Annotated in this window: 25 protein-coding genes and 1 pseudogene; all 26 read right to left on the bottom strand. The window is 39.2% G+C overall.

The window, feature by feature from the left end; translation table 11 throughout:
- Positions 1 to 92 precede the first annotated feature (92 nt).
- Entirely contained in the window at positions 93 to 248 is a 156-nt protein-coding gene (locus DG474_RS01660; protein ID WP_000242235.1) for a hypothetical protein, read from the bottom strand.
- A 61-nt stretch (positions 249 to 309) separates the two neighbouring features.
- Complete coding sequence (locus DG474_RS01655; protein WP_000196988.1) at positions 310 to 603, bottom strand: DUF5960 family protein; 294 nt, start codon at positions 601 to 603, stop codon at positions 310 to 312.
- On the bottom strand, positions 596 to 958 hold the full coding sequence (locus tag DG474_RS01650) for a hypothetical protein (protein WP_000567204.1): 363 nt from the start codon (positions 956 to 958) through the stop codon (positions 596 to 598). The genes DG474_RS01655 and DG474_RS01650 overlap by 8 nt, the downstream gene beginning before the upstream one ends.
- Positions 955 to 2,370 (bottom strand): Y-family DNA polymerase, encoded by a 1,416-nt coding sequence (locus DG474_RS01645; protein WP_000540275.1) that lies wholly within the window; start codon positions 2,368 to 2,370, stop codon positions 955 to 957. Before DG474_RS01645 ends, DG474_RS01650 begins: the two co-directional genes overlap by 4 nt.
- Before the next feature lie 3 nt (positions 2,371 to 2,373).
- A complete protein-coding gene (locus DG474_RS01640; RefSeq protein WP_000284670.1) occupies positions 2,374 to 3,060 on the bottom strand; it encodes an XRE family transcriptional regulator in 687 nt (228 codons plus the stop codon).
- 204 nt (positions 3,061 to 3,264) lie between these two features.
- Complete coding sequence (locus tag DG474_RS01635) at positions 3,265 to 4,230, bottom strand: hypothetical protein (RefSeq protein WP_000243694.1); 966 nt, start codon at positions 4,228 to 4,230, stop codon at positions 3,265 to 3,267.
- Between the two features lie 239 nt (positions 4,231 to 4,469).
- On the bottom strand, positions 4,470 to 5,288 hold the full coding sequence (locus DG474_RS01630; RefSeq protein WP_000357944.1) for a hypothetical protein: 819 nt from the start codon (positions 5,286 to 5,288) through the stop codon (positions 4,470 to 4,472).
- A gap of 13 nt (positions 5,289 to 5,301) precedes the next feature.
- A complete protein-coding gene (locus DG474_RS01625; protein ID WP_033605410.1) occupies positions 5,302 to 5,703 on the bottom strand; it encodes a hypothetical protein in 402 nt (133 codons plus the stop codon).
- Between the two features lie 13 nt (positions 5,704 to 5,716).
- The gene (locus DG474_RS01620) at positions 5,717 to 6,745 is read right to left on the bottom strand and encodes a hypothetical protein (protein WP_000644799.1); all 1,029 of its coding nucleotides are present in this window, start codon (positions 6,743 to 6,745) and stop codon (positions 5,717 to 5,719) included.
- A gap of 141 nt (positions 6,746 to 6,886) precedes the next feature.
- Complete coding sequence (locus DG474_RS01615) at positions 6,887 to 7,240, bottom strand: hypothetical protein (protein ID WP_000260585.1); 354 nt, start codon at positions 7,238 to 7,240, stop codon at positions 6,887 to 6,889.
- On the bottom strand, positions 7,230 to 8,213 hold the full coding sequence (locus DG474_RS01610) for a hypothetical protein (protein WP_255778497.1): 984 nt from the start codon (positions 8,211 to 8,213) through the stop codon (positions 7,230 to 7,232). Before DG474_RS01610 ends, DG474_RS01615 begins: the two co-directional genes overlap by 11 nt.
- A gap of 142 nt (positions 8,214 to 8,355) precedes the next feature.
- Positions 8,356 to 8,709 (bottom strand): hypothetical protein, encoded by a 354-nt coding sequence (locus DG474_RS01605; protein WP_070683547.1) that lies wholly within the window; start codon positions 8,707 to 8,709, stop codon positions 8,356 to 8,358.
- Complete coding sequence (locus DG474_RS01600) at positions 8,699 to 9,682, bottom strand: hypothetical protein (protein WP_215805039.1); 984 nt, start codon at positions 9,680 to 9,682, stop codon at positions 8,699 to 8,701. Before DG474_RS01600 ends, DG474_RS01605 begins: the two co-directional genes overlap by 11 nt.
- Positions 9,679 to 11,844: a hypothetical protein gene (locus DG474_RS01595; protein WP_255778495.1), complete on the bottom strand. Its 2,166-nt coding sequence runs from the start codon at positions 11,842 to 11,844 to the stop codon at positions 9,679 to 9,681. The genes DG474_RS01600 and DG474_RS01595 overlap by 4 nt, the downstream gene beginning before the upstream one ends.
- A 3-nt stretch (positions 11,845 to 11,847) precedes the next feature.
- Positions 11,848 to 12,216, bottom strand: coding sequence for a DUF5082 family protein (locus DG474_RS01590; protein WP_000513530.1), 369 nt, complete (start codon positions 12,214 to 12,216; stop codon positions 11,848 to 11,850).
- 9 nt (positions 12,217 to 12,225) lie between these two features.
- Positions 12,226 to 14,613 (bottom strand): annotated as a pseudogene (gene essC, locus DG474_RS01585) (type VII secretion protein EssC); the annotation flags it as partial.
- Positions 14,614 to 14,790: 177 nt separating this feature from the next.
- Positions 14,791 to 15,609, bottom strand: a complete 819-nt coding sequence (locus tag DG474_RS01580) for a hypothetical protein (protein WP_255778494.1) — start codon at positions 15,607 to 15,609, stop codon at positions 14,791 to 14,793.
- Positions 15,610 to 15,622: 13 nt separating this feature from the next.
- Positions 15,623 to 16,042, bottom strand: coding sequence for a hypothetical protein (locus tag DG474_RS01575; RefSeq protein ID WP_225904235.1), 420 nt, complete (start codon positions 16,040 to 16,042; stop codon positions 15,623 to 15,625).
- A gap of 13 nt (positions 16,043 to 16,055) precedes the next feature.
- Entirely contained in the window at positions 16,056 to 17,084 is a 1,029-nt protein-coding gene (locus DG474_RS01570) for a hypothetical protein (protein ID WP_247936411.1), read from the bottom strand.
- Positions 17,085 to 17,222: 138 nt separating this feature from the next.
- Complete coding sequence (locus DG474_RS01565) at positions 17,223 to 17,576, bottom strand: hypothetical protein (protein WP_247936412.1); 354 nt, start codon at positions 17,574 to 17,576, stop codon at positions 17,223 to 17,225.
- Positions 17,566 to 18,549 (bottom strand): hypothetical protein, encoded by a 984-nt coding sequence (locus tag DG474_RS01560; RefSeq protein ID WP_247936413.1) that lies wholly within the window; start codon positions 18,547 to 18,549, stop codon positions 17,566 to 17,568. Before DG474_RS01560 ends, DG474_RS01565 begins: the two co-directional genes overlap by 11 nt.
- A gap of 148 nt (positions 18,550 to 18,697) precedes the next feature.
- Positions 18,698 to 19,051 (bottom strand): hypothetical protein, encoded by a 354-nt coding sequence (locus DG474_RS01555; RefSeq protein WP_049519866.1) that lies wholly within the window; start codon positions 19,049 to 19,051, stop codon positions 18,698 to 18,700.
- On the bottom strand, positions 19,041 to 20,027 hold the full coding sequence (locus DG474_RS01550) for a hypothetical protein (RefSeq protein ID WP_000816347.1): 987 nt from the start codon (positions 20,025 to 20,027) through the stop codon (positions 19,041 to 19,043). Before DG474_RS01550 ends, DG474_RS01555 begins: the two co-directional genes overlap by 11 nt.
- 142 nt (positions 20,028 to 20,169) lie before the next feature.
- Entirely contained in the window at positions 20,170 to 20,523 is a 354-nt protein-coding gene (locus tag DG474_RS01545) for a hypothetical protein (RefSeq protein ID WP_049519867.1), read from the bottom strand.
- Entirely contained in the window at positions 20,513 to 21,496 is a 984-nt protein-coding gene (locus DG474_RS01540; protein ID WP_000816351.1) for a hypothetical protein, read from the bottom strand. The genes DG474_RS01545 and DG474_RS01540 overlap by 11 nt, the downstream gene beginning before the upstream one ends.
- Positions 21,493 to 23,649, bottom strand: a complete 2,157-nt coding sequence (locus DG474_RS01535) for a hypothetical protein (RefSeq protein ID WP_001279978.1) — start codon at positions 23,647 to 23,649, stop codon at positions 21,493 to 21,495. The genes DG474_RS01540 and DG474_RS01535 overlap by 4 nt, the downstream gene beginning before the upstream one ends.
- Positions 23,650 to 23,652 lie beyond the last annotated feature (3 nt).

Genomic DNA, 23,652 nt, shown 5'->3' with positions numbered 1-23,652 from the left:
ACCATTTGGTCTTCTCTTTTTCTATCTGTAAAATTAAAAAACATCCACAAATATACATGGATGTTTTGGTATGACTCTATAAAATAAGATGATCATTGAGAATAGCTGTTCTCAAATCCAACCACGTTTTCAAATAAACGCTCATCCAAAAAAGAGAGTCCCTCTTGTCTTACCTCATCCGAACTACCATTATAAGTTTCTGCAAGAACTCCACAGATAAAAGATGGTGTTTCGAATTCCAATACCATGAGATCTTCTGACGTTCACAAGCCATCTTTCCTAAATCAAACTTCCCTCTTCTACACCTAGTCACTGACTACTATTTTTGAGTCCAGCGTATGCATAGGTTCGATTTCTGGGACACTCTTTTTCCGTCACCACCCTAAAATAAAAGCGATGCTCCCGCCCATCCTTGGCGTTTTCCTTGTTTAAGACAAAGTAGTTTTTCTGATTCATCGCCATAGTGCGTAGGATGTCATCGATCAAAAAAGTCAAAGGCACATTCATAGCAGAGTATTTTTGAAAATCCTCTTCAAAACGAATATAGGCTTCTGAAAAATAATCCATCTGCAGTTTGTTTTCATACAAGTCTTTTCTAGTCATACACTCCCTCCTCCCACAGTCGAATTTCGAGGACATCTACTACCTCTACCAGCCTATAGCCCTCATTGGTCCTAATAGATAGAGTTTGAGGTGATAATTCGCTTACCTCACCAATGATCGTGGTTTTATGCCTTCTTTCCTTGACTACAAAGCATCCCTTCAGTTGCCCGACATAAAGCTGTGAAAGCAAGAGCAACTTCTCAACGGGATTCAAACTCGTCGAAAAAGCAACCCGATTTCTTTCTTCACCGAGTGAACTAGTATGCTCTGAGAGGAAAAAGCCCATCCACTTCTGCATCCCTGGATCTTGATAGTCACGCGCAGATGGAAAGGGTAAATAAGAACGATCAATCATTTTAGTCCATCTAATCCTCCAGCAGAATGCCCCCCAATCAGCTTGCTTCTGGCAAGACTCCTAGAGGCTTCTTCCAGTGCATTGGCCTTTAAGAGGGAGGTAAAACCAAATTGTTCCCGAATGGCATCAATAGCCGTCTGGAGCCTTTCTTCTTTTTCTAACTTGTCAACATCATCAAAGAGGGAGATCAAGCCAAAGGACTCGTCCACAAATCCTGAATAGTTGACTCCGACACTTCTGATCGCTCCAGAAGTGTATTTATTATGAAATAGCTTCAAAACATAATCCGTTAAGATAGCTGTATTATTGGTCGGTTCGACCTTCATTTGTGTGTGAATAGACGACCTGACCTCCAGTTTAGAGAAACCAACATAGAGAGAGACAAGGGTTGTTTTCTTGCCCGCCCTTCTCAGTCTAATAGCCACCTGCTCCGCCATTTCTCGGAGAATAATTTCGATATCCCGTAGCTTCACGTAGTCTCTCGGCAAGATTTGAGAATTTCCTAACCCTTGAGACTTGGCTTTATAGGGCTTATGAACATTGCTCTCATCAATCCCGTTAGCATGAAACCACAAACGCAGGCCAGCCTGACCAAGTGTTTTCTGTAGCTGGTCTGGATTACTGGTGGCCAATTCTCTGATGGAAAAAATCCCCAGAGCATGCAAGCGTTTCTCCATCCGCCTGCCAATCCCCCAAAAGTCCGTCATCTTGGGAATGGCCCAAACCTTCTCTTCCACATCCTGGTAAGACCAGTTGGCCCTCATGGTCGGAGTGTGCTTGGCCTCATTATCCAGAGCCAACTTGGCCAGTAAGGGGTTGGCATTGGACATACCCACTGTAGAGTAGATCCCTGTCTGCCTCCAAATATCCCTCTGGATGCGAGCAGAAAGCATATCTAGCTTGTCTTTGCGAGAGATACTCTTGTCTGGGATGAAATAGTTGAGCGAACTAGTCAGATCGATAAAGCCCTCATCGATAGAGTAGGGATAAATATCATCTGGACTACCATAGTTTTGAAAGATTCGCTGGATTTCCATATTGACCGCTATGTATTCATCCATCCTAGGTGGCACAACCAAAGTCACTTGAGCCCAATCTTCGATGTAGCGAACATAGTCTAAGTCAGTAGGCAAGCCTTGCTTTCGAGCATTGTAATAGGAAAATTTGCGCGTTTTGATATCAAAAGGCAGATCATAGGCCCGGCCAACATTGGACTTGCCAAAAATCTTCTTAAACATGGGAGAGGAAGCTAATATAAGGCCAGTAGAATTATCCGCGCGACTCATGACACAAAGCGAGGTCTTCAGCGGATGCAAGCCCCGTTTCACACACTCAACGCTGGCATAAAAAGATTTCATATCGACAAAGGCAATATCACTTTTGGGCTCTCTGGAATAATCAAAGTAGCCCATAGGCTAACCCTCCATCGGCACAAAATTCCCAACAATAATCCCCACAATCCGAGGATCTTCCTCATAGGAGATGAAAATATCCTTGTATTTAGGATTGATAGAGACCAGACGCAAGCCATCTTCCTCCCGATAAACCCGTTTGATATAGGTCTGGTTGTTGCAAACCACTGCATAAACCGCCCCATCATAATCAAATCCGGTCTCTCGAATCAAAGCCACGGAACCATTTTGATATTTAGGTTCCATGGAGTCCCCAGCCACCCAGGAAGCAAAATCGTGGGCTAGTTCTTCATTAAAGTAAACGGTATCAAAATTTCTATCGTCATATACCGAAGCCCCGATCCCTGCTGACATGCGTTCATAGACACGATACTCGTAGAGGCGCTCTGGCATGGTCGCCACCTTCTGTGTTTGTTCCTCTTGAGCTAGGTTGCGAGCATAGAGCACAACCTTGTCCTTCCCTTGCTTGGAGAGGCTATTGTAGAGACGAACAATCTCGATCTGAGTGAAATATCCCTTTGCTACCTTTAAAATATTTTCTAGCTGGGCAACCTTCTCCTTGGATGGTTCCTTAATTCCACGTTCCCAAGCCGAGTAAGCCTGAAAACTGATCCCAAGTTGCTCTGCAATTTCCTTCTGTGTCAATTTTAACTCTTTTCTCCGAGCCTTGAGTTTTTCTGGTTGGTACATGATTCACCCCCTAGTGTGATGCTTTATTGAGAATATCTCTCTTAGAAAAACAAATCGACGGTTGAGCTTACACCTCTAAAACTCAACCAATTCGGTTTAGTTTTATTATATAAAAAAAGTGGACGATTGTCCACTGGGAAAATCAAATTTTAACAGACACAACTGGAAATTATGAACAAAAAACTGGACTAGACCTAGCAACTCCTACTCTAATTTTTGCAACAGCTTTACAACTTGCTGATTATCAATCCTCACATAGTAAACACCACTATCATTGACAAGTTTATCCTCTTCATACTTAGCAATCTTTACAGCATAAAGACCTCTTGGTAGGGATTGGTTGGCAAAAAATTCCTTCATGAGCCTTTCAAGATCTTTTAGATAGTCATCATACAAGAGATCTCTTTTTTCCTTCGGAACGAAATATTGAAATTCAAATGTCGGTATAAAAATCTCTTTTTGGAAAAGATATTGAGCATCCATTGGATACATCCCTTGCAGAGCTTGGCCCTTGCTTTGATTTTCCTCCAATATTTCATTATAAAGATAGATATTATCAGATTGGTTATTAAATTCAAAACCAATACCTTGATACTTCAAATCAGGAAGTTTAGGATCTTTGATTGAACTGTCCAGTGTTTTTAAAAACTCGCTGGTGCCTGGACTAACCTCAATCCCTAAATAGGCTAATTCTGGGAAAACATCATAAATTTTTTTACCATTTTTGTAATCAACCTCTGCATCTGTCTTTCCATATGTTTCACTTTTCGAAAAGCGAGTATAGTATTTAAATCGAGTTTTAGCCTGATAGGTTTTTCCAGCTATATTTTCACTGTAGGTACCGTGGATTATAAATCCTCCCACGCTTGTATAGTTTTTCTCGTATTTTTCTAACTCAAACTGTCCTGTAAGACCGTAGTTTTGATAAGAACGATGCACAGCTTGCTCAAGCTCAGTTCGACTTGCATGGGCAAACAGCCCCCACATATCCATTAGAGAAAAAATCGGACTGAACACTGTGAAGATTACCATTGGGATCACTATGGATAAGCAACCTATTAATAGCCAATTTCTTTTCTTGGCGTTTCCTTCAGATTTTTTAGCAGTTTTCTGTTTCCTTTTTAAGATTAGAATGAGCAAACCCAAAAGCACTAATACTAATAAAACCAATCTACACTCTCCTTTTACTTTTGACAGTTGTTAACAGGTGTATAGGAGACTGACAGAAATACTCATCTCACCTGCTAACTTATCCTGAATTCCATAAACTCGTCTGAAATGACGAACAATCCTTATGCCATTATACCACACGAGCGATACCGTGAGAAGACGAGAAAAGCAAAAGAAACCCACCTGAATTTGTTTCAGGTGGTTAGCTTCAAGAGACTAGAAATAGTGTCTATAAACCTTTATCTCTTTTTAGACTTCTTAACATGTTCCTTGTACATTTTTGACTTTTTCCCATACCATTCTTCGATGGTATAGCCATACTCTTCACGGTATTTCTCTTGATTTTTATTGACTGTATTCAAGTTCTCTAGCGTTACTACATTGGATTTAAAAAATGATACCAAAAATAGGCCTAGGAAAATAGGTGAAATTGGTAACAAAGCAAGCAAGAGATACGCTAGGAAATGATTAAGCCCGTGAGTAAAGAGATTGATTCCATACATCAACAACCATAAGAATAAAATCACATTCAAAAAATTTTTATAATATTCTGAGGAGAAATAATCCTTTCTAGCGCGTTGCTTTGTAACAAGGATATAGATAAGGTAAATCAGTGATAAGACAAACCCAATCCAGTAAACGATACGAACTGCTACTAGAGGGATTAAATATAAGATGGCTACAAACCAACTATAATATGTAATTACGAGCAAAAACAATTGAAAAATCTGAGTCATTAAATAGGCTTTAATGCGATTTCTTTTAGAAATAATATAAAAACAAGTAAAATGACCGCAACAAAGAAAAAATAGAAAGCCAAAGAAACTATCTGGGGGAATGAGCCCTTTTTCCACTGATGTTAGCTGTGTAACCATTGAGGTCAGTGGAATAGCTGGGTCATACCCAGCTTCACTAGCCATTCGAAATAAACTTATCGGTAAAGACGTACCAATCATAACCATAAGAGAATATAGAGATAGTCCAAAAATCGCCTTTACTAAGCTTAATCTTCGTGCTGTTTCAAGTGCATCATTAATATCTTTTTGTATCTTATCCATTTATTTTCTCCTATTACCCAAACAAGGATGAGGCCGCTTTCAGACCACCATTGAAAAAATCAGAAACATTCTTGCCCACGCTTTTGACAGTCTCCAAGCCCTGGTGGATTCCATTTCCGATAGACTCCACCGTCGATTCTACCACATCCACAGCACCATAAGCAAAATTTTTAACTCCGTCATAAACAGACTTTTTAAATTCCGGTGCGACTGCAGAAGTGATAAGATTAAACGTTCCTACACCAAGACCAATGAGAGCTCCTTCTACTGGATGTCCTCCTAGTGCTCCTGCCTTAGCTCCAAGCCACATACCATCTAAGGGACCAACGTTAGATATGGTATCAATGGTACCACCGATCACAGACTTCCCGATTTTCCCTACGGTCGTCTTGGAATTATTGTCAAACAGAAACAATATCCTTGTCCCATTATTCTTCCTCCGTACTGGATTTATAATATTGTAAGAACTCTTCTTCGCTTTGAACCAGATGCTCCTGTCCATCTTTTGAACTAGCTGCTGGAATAGTGATATCCTTGAAGATATTGGTACCTTCTGGGAAAACGAGTTTTATCATATCTATAGATGTTTGCAAATCATCATTAGATGAAAGTTTATATATATAACTTGTTTCAGGACTTTTTGAAATTATTTCCATAGATTTAGGGTATTTGCTATTTATGAGCCATTGTTTCGTATTATCTCCAAGTCTCCAAAAATGAAGGCCATTATCCCTAACAGAAAAATCATGTTCTTTAAACAACTGTGAAAAGGAATCTATCGAACCAAGTCCTATTTTAGGCGAATTCTTTTTTTGATTGTTCGGGTTAATATCTACAATCTTACCTGTTTCTAGGTCTATCAATCTATTCAGCAACTTTGATTCGTCGCTAACATCAGTAATCATATCGTCTTTTCTTCTTAATGAAATCGTCAGATATTCTTTGCCATCTATGCTGTCTATCGAATACTTATTTAATATAAAAGCAGGATAATAACTCTCATTATAATTTCTAGTGATCTCAAATACATCTAACACCTTCTTATCTAATTTTTCACCTTTAGTGTCGTAGACATTTATTTTCCAATATTCCCCCTTATCTGGATAATTTTGTTCCAGAATAGGAAAATCATCTCGCACTTCATTCCAAGCGGATTTTGCTTTGAATCGCGCCGCATAGGAAACAAGGAAACGACTACCAGCTATTCGCCCGGGAGAGCCAAACTTAGGCTTTTTATCAAGAACACTTACTTGTTGATTGACTTCCTTGTTACTATGCCAATCAACTGTGATCATTCTCCCATTTTCAATAAATTCATAATCCGTAATTTCTGTATCCACAATCCAATATTCATATTTAGATAAGTCTTGTTTTTCAAACTCTCGAATAGCAAATACAAAAAGGCTACATACACCAAGTAAAATTAGAAAGATAGCACCAATTTTTTTAGCTTTCACTTGACTATTCTCCCATCATCATATTTTTCTCTTAGACAATCATAGAACTCTTTCCCATTATACCACATGAACAATACCGTGAGAAGAGAAGAAGAGAAAAGCAAAAGAAAACCACCTGAAATGAATTCAAGTGGCGAATAGTTAGGGGAGCTCATTATAAACAGAGGCATCGTAGATCTTCTGCTGGATTCGTTTCTTTTCTGTATACTCTTGTGGTGAAACTGTATACATTTCATTAGTTTCAATGGAGCCTGCTAATTCTGTATCCATATTTTGAAAAGCTTCCGCAACCTTATTCATAAAGCCATCCAATGAATCCACTGTCTCTACCAAGTTTTCCATACAACTTTTTGCGACACCAGCACAGGACTCTAGACTACTTGTGACCGATGAGTCAATAATAGTCGACATCCCCTTTGAAATCTCATCTGTCGAAACCTTGATACTCGCCTTAATGCTTTGAATTCGCATTGGCTGAATTCGCTTAACTACCATTTTTCAACTCCTCCTTAGGTTTTAAGACACTGATAAACTCTTCATAAGAGTGAACCACATGGTCTTTCCCATCCTTGGTCACTTCTCCATAAACCGTCAAATTGTCAAACAAGCCTCGGTCTTTAGGGATTAAGAGACTGTATATATCCGATAGCAGTTTAACATCAGTCTCGTTAGTCAAGAAATAGAGTTCACCTTTTTTCTTAGTCATCAAGTCATAGGCTGCTGGATACTCCTCCTTCAAGCGCCAGTCTGAAGACTGTTCAATCACAGATTGAGGAAGACGAATTGAAGAACTGATATTCCTAAGAGCTTCCGAATAATAGTCTTTTAGACTCGTAGATTGTCTAAATATGTCAACATTCCTGTTCTCTAGAGGTTCTCCGGCATCCTTAGGAATGTCTTCTAGTTTACCTGTTGCCATGTTAAAAAGAACTTCCTTACGGTCGTCGCCCCCCGTTTTCTGTAGTACTACTGTGCGGTATTCCTGGTCATGATAATCATAAAAATGAGTATAGGCACTTGAAACCGGGAAATAAGAAGCATCATAATCTGAAATAGCCTTTAAAAGGTCATACTCCTTGCGAGGCAAATCATCCTGACTGGTATCATAAACCTGAATCTTCCAATACTCCCCCCAACTTAGATTGTTCACGTCAAAGCGATTATCTCCCGATTTATAGATTAAACGGATACTTTCTGTGGCTATATATCGTCGGCCATGAATTACTAAACTATAGTCAATCGGCTCATCCTTATTTTTCTTACCATTACTATTGCTGGTCTCTTTCCAAGAAATGACCAACCCCTGTCTATTGGCGATAAACTCATAAGATGCTGGCTCTACTTCAAGAGACCAGACTTTGTAACGTTCATGCGTCAAATAACGATACAAAGGATAGGCTCCCGTAACTACAACCAGGAGACTTAACAGGCCCAGAATGAGTAGTATTTTTTCCCTGTATTGTTTCATTGACTTCCTCCTGAATATTTGTTGTTTGTATCTGATGAACAAAGATTATAAACTCTTAATCCATTATACCATATGCGTGACACCGTGAGAAGATGAGAAAAGCAAAAGAAAACCACTTGAAATGGATTCAAGTGGCGAATAGTTAGGGGAGCTCATTATAAACAGAGGCATCATAGATCTTCTGTTGGATTCGTTTCTTTTCTGTATACTCTTCTGGTGAAACTGTATAAATCTCATTCGTTTCAATAGATCCTGCTAAATCGGTATCCATATTTTTAAAAGCTTCCGCAATCTTGTTCATAAAGCCATCTAATGAGTCTACCGTCTCTACTAAATTTTCCATACATGTTTTTGCGAGACCCGCACAAGACTCTAGACTACTTGTAACCGGTGCATCAATGATAGTCGACATCCCCTTTGAAATCTCATCTGTCGAAACCTTAATACTTGCCTTAATACTTTGAATTCGCATCGGTTGGATCTGTTTAACTGACATTTATCAATTCCTCCTTTGGTTTCAAGACACTGATAAACTCTTCATAGGAATGGACTACATGGTCTTTCCCGTCCTTGGTCACCTCTCCATAAACTGTTAGATTGTCAAACAAGTCTCGGTCCTTAGGGATTAAGAGACTGTAAATATCTGAAAAGAGCTTGGCATCTGTTTCGTTAGTCAAGAAATAGAGTTCACCTTTCTTCTTAGTCATCAAGTCATAGGCTGCTGGATATTCTTCCCTCAAGCGCCAGTCTGAAGACTGTTCAATTACAGATGGTGGGAGGGTAATAGAATAATCCGAATTATCAATATCATCTTTATAATAATTCTTTAAACTAGTAAATTCTTGAAATAGATAAAGAATTCTTGTTTCTATGGCTTTACTAACTTCCTGTGGAATATCCTCTAACTTACCTGTTGCCATGTTAAAGAGGACTTCCTTACGGTCGTGTCCCCCAGTTTTTTGGAGAACGACTGTACGATATTCTTGATCCTTGAAAGCTAAAGAATGAACATAGGTACTTGAGACTGGGAAGTATGACGGATCATAATCCGCAACAGCCTTTAAAAGGTCATACTCCTTTCGAGGCAAATCATCCTGACTGGTATCATAGACCTGAATCTTCCAATACTCCCCCCAACTCAGCTTCTTAACATCAAAGCGATTATCGTCCCATTTGTAAATTAAACGTCTACTTTCTGTAGCAAGGTAACGTTTCCCATAAATCGCACTGCCATAATCAATAGGTTCATCCTTAGTGCCCTGACTCTCACCATTGCTAGCTTGCTTCCAAGAAATAACCAACCCCTGTCTATCAGCTATAAACTCATAAGAAGCTGGTTCTACCTCAGGAGTTCGCACCTTAAAACGATCATGTGTCAAATAGCGATACAAAGGATAGGCTCCAGAAACGACAATAAGAAGGCTAAAAAGTCCCAGAATAATTAGTATTTTTTTCCTATATTGTTTCATTGACTTCCTCCTGAGTATTTGTTGTTTAGATAGAGCTGATATTTTTCATAGCCATGTTTGGCATTTTGGTCAGATGAAATCGGTAACTTTTCCAATACGCGTTTATAAGTTTCTAGCTGGTCCGTGGTCATATTGACTAGAGAAAGATCTGTCTCCTCACCCAAGAGATACTTGCTCATCTCCGAAGAGATTTGGGCATCTCCATCATCTATTTTTTCTTTACTAACTTCATTAATCGCTTGCTGAATTATTTCTTGAGTTGAACCTTTACTGCGTAGTGTATACTCCTTCGATGAGCGTGCATATTCAACATAAGGGACAAGACCTTCATTATCCATCTCTTTCAAGCGGACCGCTGTATAAAAATTATGTGTTCTCATGCGAGAAATTGCGACTGAACTCTTCCCATCTTTCTGGAAAAGATAGGTATTCCCTCGATTTAAAAAGTCATCTACCATCTCAATGCGTGTCTTTTCTTTTTCTAAGTCATATCCCTTTAACTGATCGACATACTTCAAATAGGCTTGTATGGTTGCTGTTGGTAATTGAATACCCATATTGTATGGACCCGTCTTCGTAAAACCACTTTCAACAACTTTCCCCTTAACGGTTATATCCTTATCAATCGCAGAAAAGAGTTCTTTACTGAATTCCTTAGAATCACTGGTAGCCAGAGCATCAATCATCGAGACGATAGGAACTGCTTCAGGTATGAAAGTACCAACTAGTGCATAAGTTATAGCTTTACCCATTGCAGCACGCATATCTTTATTCGCTTCTTCGCGAGATTTCTCAAGTTCACCGATCCGAGCCTGCTTCTCTGCCATATTATTTCCAATAGCGGTTGCATATTCTTCCATTTTGTAAACCTTGGTTTCGGTTGTATTGCTAATACTCGTTGGATAAGAGTAGCCACCTATATTCATTTCCAAGGTTGTTTTCTTTGTATCAACCGTATTCTTAAATGAAAATGTTGCATCCGATATATCTGAAATTGAAACTTTTGTTCTCGTTTCGGTGACATATAGTTTGTCACCAACTGCTAATTTTCCTTTTGATGTTTCTGTCCGTCCTATCTCCATTACATAAAGAGATTCCATCAAACTAACAAACTTATCCGTCAAAGCAAGATGCTTATTATATGCCGCCATCTGGTTGCTATGTACAGTGCCATCTTTAGCATATTGAACTTCCATAACCTTTTCAAGAGCTTCACCCAATCCAATCCCAGCTTTCTGAAATTTCAGCAAATACGGTTGGTTAGCAGAAAAATCACGATTCCCCATGGCATCCAGAAGATGATTGAGAGTTTCCTTATCCCCTGATTGAATCCACTCCATCATCTCCTGCGCACCAATACTGTAAAATCCTTCACTAAGATCCCCAGGTTTTTCGTTTAATATGTCTCCTGGCTGTTTATTCAATATTGCACCTAACGCACGTCCATCTGCTTCTGTTTGAATACTATCCAAATAACTGATTTTTTTCTTAGTAAGACTACCGTTTTTAATACCTTTTAAAATACTAAAAGCTGGGATATTGCAAATTGCACTAGCATTTTTAATTTTAGTCTGTAAATTTTTTAGTTCTGCTTCTGCTTCCGTAGTGTCTTTTGATAAGGTATCATGTGCTTGTTGCAAGGCGTTATGGGTATCACGACGTGCTGTCGCTGCACTAGCTAGATCATCTCCCGAAGTTGTTTTTATATCTGTTAAGTCTTCTGATTCAATCCCTAGTTCAGCAGTAGCATCGTTTAATAGCGTTTGAAGATTATCGACTTTTGTTTTGATCTTCTCATATTGTTCCGAGTCCACGCCATCTAATTTTTTATATACAGAATCATTACCAGTTTGTTGAGTCCATGCTTTTGTTTTAAAACCAGCACCTGTTGCGGATTCTTCAAATTTTGATAAAGCTGTAGAAAAATGGGTAATCGTTGTAGGAAACTCGTTAAATACCTGCTTCTGCAACGTATTTAATCGAGCAAAGAATGCATTAACTGCTTCTCCTTGATCCTCTGAATCACCTGTTTTCCCCGCTTTCTCATTAAATGTACGCATCGTTTGTTGAGAAGCTGAGTCGACACCTTTTGAAAATTCTTGAACGGCCGAACTATAACGAGCTATCGCTGGTAAGTCATGTACTTTTATAATATCACTCATACTTTACTCCTCCGTTGTTAGACTTTTTTGAATTTCTAACCAACTAATACTAAGGCTAATCCCCGACTTCTCTGTCTCTAATTCAGAAATTTTCTGAGTCAATTTGGCCACTACGTCATCACTCTTCGCAGAAAGCTTTTGTTTAGCTGTTTTTAGTATCGTTTCTTCATTGTTAGTTTCATTCAAATAAGGTGTTCCTGCTAAATAATAGGTCGTTTCAATATTGTCATTGCTCGTCAACACATATTCTATATCCGTCGAAAAATCTGTTAGTGCTTTTTTACAGCCTTCTAACCGACTAATTTGGCTATTTAAATCAGTGATTTCTCCACGTTTAGCATCTATCTGAGCTTGTATTGCTGCTTTTCCCATTTCTCCTCCTTATACCATTAATACTTTCATTTTACTTGCCAACCCATCGGCCACATAGTAATGTTCTTGTTCTTCCAACTGTGACTCTCGGACAGGTCTGTTGATCACTGTCAGAACTGATTGATCGCTTAAGCGAAGTGCTAAAATAGCCTGCTTATAAGAACGAGCAGTTTTTGAGATTACATCGATATGCTTGGTGATTAGTGGCGAACTCATTACAATTGAACCATATCCAGCTCGTATTCCTTTATCTAGGACATAAGCCAACGTATCAAGTGCTTCTGAGTTTAATTCACTCACCAATTCAATTAAATTGTAGACAACTACTGTTGCTACGTGTTCTCTTTCGTTTTGCTCTAAACGCTCATTAATTCGCTTCTCTATACTTGCGATAGCACTTAGATAGTCTTCAGAGTTACTAATAATCGTCACACCTTCCATTTCAGGTAGGCTATGATACTTCGGTGCCAAGACGATGACCTTCTGTTTCCCTTTGGCAATGTGTTTCACCAAGGCCGTCATCTGCTCTTCTTTATCTGTTAGGTAGAGAAGATTGCCTTTAGCCAGGTTCCATATAACAGGTTCAACTGTCTCCAAGTCAAGTCCTAATGGCACGAGTCCGTTTTCATAAGCAGTCTGCACGCTTGCTCGGCTATAGAAGTCTTTCTCGGTCAACTCCTCTGGCACCATCGGGATGGCACTTGGGCGCTGTCCGGTCCAGGCTTCTTGGAGGGAAGCGACTGCTTGGCGCAGGTTGTTGAGGACTTGAGTATCATTGGCTCCATAAACTGGGAGAGCCAGCTGGATGACATCTACCTCTTCACGCTTCATAAGGGCACGTCCCTTGATGTCTTCCATGGTCATGGCAAGGGGCGTAGAGCCCACGATAGCCCGCACTTCACCTGCCTCATTCTGTGGCAGGCTCAACTGGTGCTTGAAGTTCGAGTAGAGTTGAGCACGAAGGTTGGTTTGACGACCGGCTGTCACTAAGAGGTGAACCCCGATACTGAGACCTTCACGAGAGATACGCACCAAGAGCTTGAAGAGTTCCGCCTCATAGGCTTCTTCCTTGAAGGCTTCATAGCTATCTAAGAGGATGACAATAGCCGGCTCTTCCTGACCACTGGCCTGACGGTAGAGGTCTAAGGTCCCAACACCATAGTCCGCAAGGAGTTTCTTACGACGGTTAAGTTCTCTCTCCATGATTCGTACAAACTTAGAGATCTTCTCCGTTTGGTCCAAAAGCATGGTATCTGCCACCTGTGGAAGCTTGGACAATGGAGCCAAACCATTGGTACCAAAGTCCATCAAGTACATGGTAAGAGCCTTTGGACTGAATTTGCGAGCCAAGTCCATACCAGCAGTCTGAAGGAAGGTGGTCTTTCCTGTACCCGGACTTCCGTAAAGGAGGATATGACCATCCTTGGAGAGATTGATAGAGACAGCTTCCTGCTTCTGGGCCTGCGGGATATCTGCCATTCCAAGTAGAACTGAGAGTGGTTTCTCTTGTCCCCAGGCTACTGCTGGTTGCACTTCTTCCAGTTCGTCTAGTGCGATTCGCTCTTTGAGCGGTGGCAACCATGGCTGTGGTACTGGAGGAATTTCTTGTTCTTCACACAAGAGCTGGATATGGTGCACTATCGCATCCAACTCTGTCGGAACTTCCTTGATCTCATCCACATCTTCTAAGCCTGACAGGTCTTCATTCAAGATCTCATATTGCCCCAATTCATTGATTAGGTAGATGGTATGGTCCTCGATTCCCATATCGTCCTTGTCCGGCTGGTAATCCGCGCCTGACCAGGCAGACTGGAAGAGCTCATAGACTTCATTATTTCCGACTTGCAGATAGGCACGACCTGTCTGGGTGATCTCGGCCGCGTCCGGTGTATGAAGCATTTCATTCGAGTCCGAACGATCCGCCACCTTAAGGGCAATCTTAAAGCGTGAGTTAGACCAGATCTGGTCATCCACCACACCTGATGGCTTTTGAGTAGCTAGGATCAAGTGGACCCCGAGTGAACGCCCGACACGCGCGATGGATACCAGCTCCTTGATAAAGTCTGGCTGGTTAACCTTGAGCTCTGCGAACTCATCTGAGATGAGAAAGAGGTGAGGGAGTGGTTCTGTCGCTTCTCCGTTTTTAAATTTCTTCTGGTATTGATTGATATGGTTGACTTCGAACTCTCCAAAGAGTCGTTCACGACGATGGATCTCCGCATTGATCGAAGCCAAGGCCCGCATGGATTGGGCACCATCCAAGTTGGTAATGGTTCCCAAGAGGTGAGGAAGATTTTTAAAGAGATTGGCCATCCCACCACCCTTATAGTCTATGAGCAAAAATGCCACATCATGAGGGTGGAAGTTAACAGCGAGGGACAGGATATTTTTTTGTAAATAGCAGATCAGATAAACAAGCGATAATATAAAATTTTCAAGGCGCTAGAAAAAATGTTCTTGTTCTATTATACCACATGATAGATAACGTGAGAAGTTGAGAAAAGCAAAAGAAAACCACCTGAAATGAATTCAGGTGGTTAGCTTCATGATACTAGAAATAGTATCTATAAACCTTTATCTCTTTTTAGATTTTTTAATATGTTCCTTGTACATTTTTGACTTCTTTCCATACCATTCTTCGATGGTATAGCCATACTCTTCACGGTATTTCTCTTGATTTTTATTGACTGTATTCAAGTTCTCTAGCGTTACTACATTGGATTTAAAAAATGATACCAAAAATAGGCCTAGGAAAATAGGTGAAATTGGTAATAAAGCAAGCAAGAGATACGCTAGGAAATGATTGAGTCCGTTGATGAAGAGATTGATTCCATACATCAACAACCATAAGAACAAAATGACATTCAAAAATTTTTTATAATATTCTGAGGAGAAATAATCCTTGCTAGCGCGCTGCTTTGTGACAAGGATATAAATAAGGTAAATCAGTGATAAGACAAAACCTATCCAGTAGACGATACGAATTGCTACTAGAGGGATTAAATACAAGATGGCTACAAACCAACTATAATATGTAATTACGAGCAAAAACAATTGAAAAATCTGAGTCATTAAATAGGCTTTAATACGATTTCTTTTAGAAATAATATAAAAACAAGTAAAATGACCGCAACAAAGAAAAAATAGAAAGCCAAAGAAACTATCTGGGGGAATGAGCCCTTTTTCCACTGATGTTAGCTGTGTAACCATTGAGGTCAGTGGAATAGCTGGGTCATACCCAGCTTCACTAGCCATTCGAAATAAACTTATCGGTAAAGACGTACCAATCATAACCATAAGAGAATATAGAGATAGTCCAAAAATCGCCTTTACTAAGCTTAATCTTCGTGCTGTTTCAAGTGCATCATTAATATCTTTTTGTATCTTATCCATTTATTTTCTCCTATTACCCAAACAAGGATGAGGCCGCTTTCAGACCACCATTGAAAAAATCTGAAACATTCTTGCCCACACTTTTGACAGTCTCCAAGCCCTGGTGGATTCCATTTCCGATAGACTCCACCGTCGATTCTACCACGTCCACAGCACCATAAGCAAAATTTTTAACTCCGTCATACAAAGCCTTTTTCTGATCAGGGAAAAACAGAGAACCCGCAAGATTAATTGTTCCCAAACCAAGGCCCGCAAGAGTTCCAACTACTAGCCCCTGTGGTCCAGCTTTTGCCCCTATCTTAGCTCCTAGCCACATACCATCTAAAGGACCAACGTTAGATAGGGTATCAATGGTACCACCGATTACAGACTTCCCGATTTTCCCTACGGTCGTCTTGGAATCGGTCTTGGAATTGTTGTCAAACAGAAACAATATCCTTGTCCCATTATTCTTCCTCCGTACTGGATTTATAATATTGTAAGAACTCTTCTTCGCTTTGAACCAGATGCTCCTGTCCATCTTTTGAACTAGCTGCTGGAATAGTGATATTCTTGAAGAGATTGGTACCTTCTGGGAAAACGAGTTTTATCATATCTATGGACGTTTGCAAATCATCATTAGATGAAAGTTTATATATATAGCTTGTTTCAGGATTTTTAGAAATTATTTCCATAGATTTCGGGTATTTTCTATTTAAGAGCCAGTGTTTTGTATTATCTCCAAGTTTCCAAAAATGAAGGGCATTATCGCTAACATAAAAATCATGATCTTCAAATAGCTGTGAAAAGGAATCTATCGAACTAAGTCCTATTTTAGGCGAATTCTTTTTTTGATTGTTTGGGTCAATATCTACAATCTTTCCTGTCTCTAAGTCTATCAATCTCTTAAGTAATTTGGATTCGTCTCTGACATCAGTGATGGTATCTTCTTTTTTCCGTAAAGAAATCGTTAGATATTCCTTACCATCTATACTGTCTATCGAATACTTATTTAATATAAAAGCAGGATAATAGTTCTCATTATAATTTCTAGTGATCTCAAATACATCTAACACTTTCTTGTCTAACTTTTCACCCTTAGTGTCATATACATTTATTCTCCAATATTCTCCCTCATCTGGATAATTTTGTTCTATGATAGGAAAATCATCTCGAACTGCACTCCAGGCAGATTTTGCTTTTAATCGCGCCGCATAGGAAACAAGGAAACGACTACCAGCTATTCGCCCGGGAGAGCCAAACTTAGGCTTTTCATCAAGAACACTTACTTGTTGATTGACTTCCTTGTTACTGTGCCAATCAACTGTAATCATTCTACCATTTTCAATAAATTCATAATCCGTAATTTCTGTATCTACTATCCAATATTTATATTTAGATAAATCTTGCTTTTTAAACTCTCGAATACCAAATACAAAAAGCGTACATACACCAAGCAAAATTAGAAAGATAGCACCAATTTTTTTAGCTTTCACCTGACTATTCTCCCATCATATTTTTCTCTTAGACAATCATAGAACTCTTTCCCATTATACCACATGAACAATACCGTGAGAAGAGAAGAAGAGAAAAGCAAAAGAAAACCACCTGAAATGAATTCAGATGGCAAATAGTTAGGGGAGCTCATTATAAACAGAGGCATCGTAGATCTTCTGCTGGATTCGTTTCTTTTCTGTATACTCTTGTGGAGAAACTGTATACATCTCATTCGTTTCAATGGAGCCTGCTAATTCTGTATCCATATTTTGAAAAGCTTCCGCAACCTTATTCATAAAGCCATCCAATGAATCCACTGTCTCTACCAAGTTTTCCATACAAGTTTTTGCGACACCAGCACAGGACTCCAGACTACTTGTGACCGATGAGTCAATAATAGTCGACATCCCCTTTGAAATCTCATCTGTCGAAACCTTAATACTCGCCTTAATGCTTTGAATTCGCATTGGCTGAATTCGCTTAACTACCATTTTTCAACTCCTCCTTAGGTTTCAAGACACTGATAAACTCTTCATAAGAGTGAACCACATGGTCTTTCCCATCCTTGGTCACTTCTCCATAAACCGTCAAATTGTCAAACAAGCCTCGGTCTTTAGGGATTAAGAGACTGTATATATCTGATAGAAGCTTAACATCTGTCTCGTTAGTCAAGAAATAGAGTTCACCTTTCTTCTTAGTCATCAAGTCATAGGCTGCTGGATACTCCTCCTTCAAGCGCCAGTCTGAAGACTGTTCAATCACCGATTGTGGAAGACGAATTGGAGAACCTATATTTAAGAGATTCTCTGTATAATAGTTTTTTAGACTCGTAGATTGTTTAAATATATTAACATCTCTATCCTCAAGTGCCTCTCCGGCATCCTTCGGGATATCCTCCAGTTTGCCTGTAGCCATGTTAAAGAGAACTTCCTTACGGTCGTCGCCCCCCGTTTTCTGTAATACTACTGTACGGTATTCCTGATCGTTGTACGCAAAAAAATGAGTATAGGCACTTGAAACCGGGAAATAAGAAGCATCATAATCTGAAATAGCTTTTAAAAGGTCATACTCCTTGCGAGGCAAATCATCCTGACTGGCATCATAAACCTGAATCTTCCAATACTCTCCCCAACTTAAATTCTTCACGTCAAAGCGATTATCTCCCGATTTATAGATTAAACGGATACTTTCTGTGGCTATATATCGTCGTCCATGAATTGCAGAACTATAGTCAACCGGCTCATCCCTATCTATTATATCATTACTGTTAGCTGTCCTTGCCCAAGAAATGACTAATCCCTGTCTATCAGCTAGAAACTCATATGCTGCTGGTTCTACTTCTATAGACCATACTTTGTAACGATTATGTGTCAAATAGCGATATAAGGGATAGGCTCCCGTAACTATAACCAAAAAGCTTAACAGTCCCAGAATGAGTAGTATCTTTTTTCTATATTGTTTCATTGAGCACCTCCTGAGTATTTACTATTTGTATCTGAAGAACAAAGATTATAAACTCTTAACCCATTATACCATATGAATGATACTACAAGAAGAGTAATAATAGAAAAGCAAAAGAAAACCACCTGAAATGAATTCAAGTGGCGAATAGTTAGGGGAGCTCATTATAAACAGAGGCATCGTAGATCTTCTGCTGGATTCGTTTCTTTTCTGTATACTCTTGTGGAGAAACTGTATACATCTCATTAGTTTCAATGGAGCCCGCTAAATCGGTATCCATATTTTTAAAAGCTTCCGCAATCTTGTTCATAAAGCCATCTAATGAGTCTACCGTCTCTACTAAATTTTCCATACATGTTTTTGCGACACCAGCACAGGATTCTAGACTACTTGTGACTGATGAGTCAATAATAGTCGACATCCCCTTTGAAATCTCATCTGTCGAAACTTTGATACTCGCCTTAATGCTTTGAATTCGCATTGGCTGAATTCGCTTAACGGACATTACTCAACTCCTCCTTTGGTTTCAAGACATTGATAAACTCTTCATAAGAGTGAACCACATGGTCCTTCCCGTCCCTAGTTACCTCTCCATAAACCGTGAGGTTATCAAATAAATCACGGTCCTTAGGAATTAAGAGGCTAAAAATATCTGATAAAAGCTTAACATCTGTCTCGTTAGTTAAAAAATAGAGACTTCCTTTTTCTTTACTCATCAAGTCATAAGCTTTTGGGTATTTCTCCCTCAAGAGCCAATCTGAAGACTGTTCAATCACAGATTGTGAGAGATTAAGACAGGTAGTGTTATCTATAAAATCATCATTATAATAGTAATTTTTCAAACTTGTATAACGGTTAAATAAATATGTATACCTATTCTCAAGAGCAACCCCAAGTTCTTTAGGAACATCCTCTAGCTTACCTGTTTCCATATTAAAGAGGACTTCCTTACGGTCATGACCCCCAGTTTTTTGGAGAACTACCTTACGATACTCTTGATCATTGTATGTGACAAAATTAATATAAGTACTTGAAACTGGAAAGTATGACGAATCATAATCCGCAACAGCCTTTAAAAGGTCATACTCCTTACGAGGCAAATCATCCTGACTGGTATCATAAACCTGAATCTTCCAATACTCCCCCCAACTCAGATTCTTGACATCAAAGCGATTATCGTCCCATTTGTAAATTAAACGTTTACTGTCTGTCGAAAGGTAACGTTTCCCATAAATTGCACTGGTATACTCCAGTGGTTCTTCATTAGCTTCCTGCTCATTGCTATGATTGACATATTTCCAAGAAATGACCAACCCCTGTCTATTAGCTAGAAACTCATAAGAAGCTGGTTCTACCTCAGGAGTTCGCACTTTATAACGGTCATGTGTTAGGTAGCGATATAAGGGATAGGCTCCAGAAACCACAACAAGAAGGCTAAAAAGTCCCAGAATGATTAGTATTTTTTTCCTGTATTGTTTCATTGACTTCCTCCTGAATATTTGTTGTTTGTATCTGATAAACAAAGATTATAAACTCTTAATCCATTATACCATATGCGTGACACCGTGAGAAGATGAGAAAAGCAAAAGAAAACCACTTGAAATGGATTCAAGTGGCGAATAGTTAGGGGAGCTCATTATAAACAGAGGCATCATAGATCTTCTGTTGGATTCGTTTCTTTTCTGTATACTCTTCTGGTGAAACTGTATAAATCTCATTCGTTTCAATAGATCCTGCTAAATCGGTATCCATATTTTTAAAAGCTTCCGCAATCTTGTTCATAAAGCCATCTAATGAGTCTACCGTCTCTACTAAATTTTCCATACATGTTTTTGCGAGACCCGCACAAGACTCTAGATTACTTGTAACCGGTGCATCAATGATAGTCGACATCCCCTTTGAAATCTCATCTGTCGAAACCTTAATACTTGCCTTAATACTTTGAATTCGCATCGGTTGGATCTGTTTAACGGACATTGCTCAATTCCTCCTTTGGTTTCAAGACATTGATAAACTCTTCATAGGAATGAACCACATGGTCTTTCCCGTCCTTGGTCACCTCTCCATAAACTGTTAGATTATCAAACAAATCTCTGTCCTTAGGGATTAAGAGACTGTATATATCAGAGAGAAGCTTGATATCTGTCTCGTTGGTCAAGAAAAATAGCCCACCTTTCTTCTTAGTCATCAAGTCATAGGCTGCAGGATACTCCTCCTTCAAACGCCAGTCTGAAGACTGTTCAATTACGGATTGAGAAAAACTAATTGGAGTGTCTATATGTAAAAGGTCACCTGCATAATATTCTTTTAAATTAGTAAATTCTTTAAATATATTAACATTTCTGTTCTCTAGAGCCTTTCCGGCATCCTTAGGGATGTCTTCTAGTTTACCTGTTGCCATGTTAAAGAGGACTTCCTTACGATCCTCACCTCCCGTTTTCTGGAGAACGACTGTCCGGTATTCCTGATCTTTGTAAGCAAAAAAATGAGTATAGGCACTTGAAACTGGAAAGTAAGAAGCATCATAATCCGCAATAGCCTTCAAAAGATCATACTCCTTACGAGGCAAATCATCCTGACTGGTATCATAGACCTGAATCTTCCAATACTCCCCCCAACTTAGATTCTTCACATCAAAGCGATTATCTCCCGATTCATAGATTAAACGGATACTTTCTGTGGCTATAAATCGTCTCCCATGAATTACCAAACTATAGTCAACCGGCTCATCCCTATCTCTTTTCCCATTACTATTCTTTGTCTCTTTCCAAGAAATGACCAGCCCCTGTCTATCAGCTATAAATTCATGAGATGCTGGTTCTACTTCAATTGACCAAACTTTATAGCGATCATGTGTCAAATAGCGATACAAAGGATAGCCTCCAGAAACCACAACAAGAAGGCTTAAAACCCCCAGAATGATTAGTATTTTTTTCCTGTATTGTTTCATTGACTTCCTCCTGAGTATTTACTATTTAGATAGAGCTGATATTCTTCATAGCCATGTTTGGCATTTTGGTCAGAAGAAATCGATAAATGTTCCAATACATTTTTATACGTTTTCAACTGGTCTACGCTCATATTGACTAGAGAAAGATCGGTCTCCTCGCCTAAGAGATACTTGCTCATTTCTGGTGTTACAGAATTTGAGTTAAGTTGATTTTCTTTGTTTATTGCTTCTTGGATTATTGCCCTTGTATCATTACTAGTACTATTCACCTTATAATGGCTGGACGACTTCGCATATTCAACATAAGGAACAAGACCTTCATTATCCATCTCTTTCAAGCGGACCTCTGTATAAAAATTATGTGTTCTCATGCGAGAAATTGCGACTGAACTCTTCCCATCTTTCTGGAAAAGATAGGTATTCCCTCGATTTAAAAAGTCATCCACCATCTCAATGCGTGTCTTTTCTTTTTCCAAGTCATATCCCTTTAACTGATCGACATACTTCAAATAGGCTTGTATGGTTGCTGTTGGTAATTGAATACCCATATTGTATGGACCCGTCTTCGTAAAACCACTTTCAACAACTTTCCCCTTAACGGTTATATCCTTATCAATCGCAGAAAAGAGTTCTTTACTGAATTCCTTAGAATCACTGGTAGCCAGAGCATCAATCATCGAGACGATAGGAACTGCTTCAGGTATGAAAGTACCAACCAGTGCATAAGTTATAGCTTTACCCATTGCAGCACGCATATCTTTATTCGCTTCTTCGCGAGATTTCTCAAGTTCACCGATCCGAGCCTGCTTCTCTGCCATATTATTTCCAATAGCGGTTGCGTATTCTTCCATTTTGTAAACCTTGGTTTCGGTTGTATTGCTAATACTCGTTGGATAAGAGTAGCCACCTATATTCATTTCCAAGGTTGTTTTCTTTGTATCAACCGTATTCTTAAATGAAAATGTTGCATCCGATATATCTGAAATTGAAACTTTTGTTCTCGTTTCGGTGACATATAGTTTGTCACCAACTGCTAATTTTCCTTTTGATGTTTCTGTCCGTCCTATCTCCATTACATAAAGAGATTCCATCAAACTAACAAACTTATCCGTCAAAGCAAGATGCTTATTATATGCTGCCATCTGGTTGCTCTGTAAAGTGCCGTCTTTAGCATATTGAACTTCCATAACCTTTTCAAGAGTATCACCTAGCCTAACTCCAGCCTTTTGAAACTCTAGCAAAAATGGTTGGTTAGCAGAAAAATCCCGATTCCCCATAGCGTCTAAAAGATGGTTCAGAGTGGCTGCATCTCCTGATTCAATCCACTCCATCATTTCCTGAGCACCAATACTGTAAAATCCTTCACTAAGATCCCCAGGTTTTTCGTTTAATATGTCTCCTGGCTGTTTATTAAGTATTGCACCTAAAGCACGTCCATCTGCTTCTGTTTGAATACTATCCAAATAACTGATTTTTCTCTTAGTAAGACTACCATTTTTAATTCCTGCTAAGATACTAGAAGCCGGAATATTACATACTGCACTGGCATTTTTTATTCTAGTCTGTAGAGTTTTTAGTTCTGCTTCTGCATCCGTAGTATCTTTTGATAAGGTATCATGTGCTTGTTGCAAGGCGTTATGAGTATCACGACGTGCAGTCGCTGCACTAGCTAAATCATCTCCCGCAGTTGTTTTAATAGTTGTTAAATCTTCTGATTCAATACCTAGTTCAGCAGTAGCATCGTTTAATAGCGTTTGAAGATTATCGACTTTTGTTTTGATCTTCTCATATTGTTCAGACTCCACGCCATCTAATTTTTTATAGACAGAATCATTACCAGTTTGTTGAGTCCATGCTTTATTTTGGAAACCGGCAGCTGTAGCAGCATTTTCAAATGTTGATAAAGCTGTTGAAAAATGCGTAATAGTGGTAGGATACTCTTGAAATACTTGGGTCTGTAAAGTATTCAATCGAGTGAAGAAAGCATTTATTGCCTCTCCTTTGTCCTCTGAATCTCCTGTTTTACCTGCCTTTTCATTAAATTTACGCATCGTTTGTTTAGAAGCCGAGTCCACACCTTTTGAAAACTCTTGAACAGCCGAACTATAACGAGCTATGGCCGGTAAGTCATGTACTTTTATAATATCACTCATACT

Source organism: Streptococcus oralis, assembly GCF_024399415.1.
Taxonomy (GTDB): domain Bacteria; phylum Bacillota; class Bacilli; order Lactobacillales; family Streptococcaceae; genus Streptococcus; species Streptococcus oralis_CS.
The sequence above is the reverse complement of the archived record's forward strand: the minus strand, read 5'-3'. Positions and strand labels throughout refer to the sequence as shown.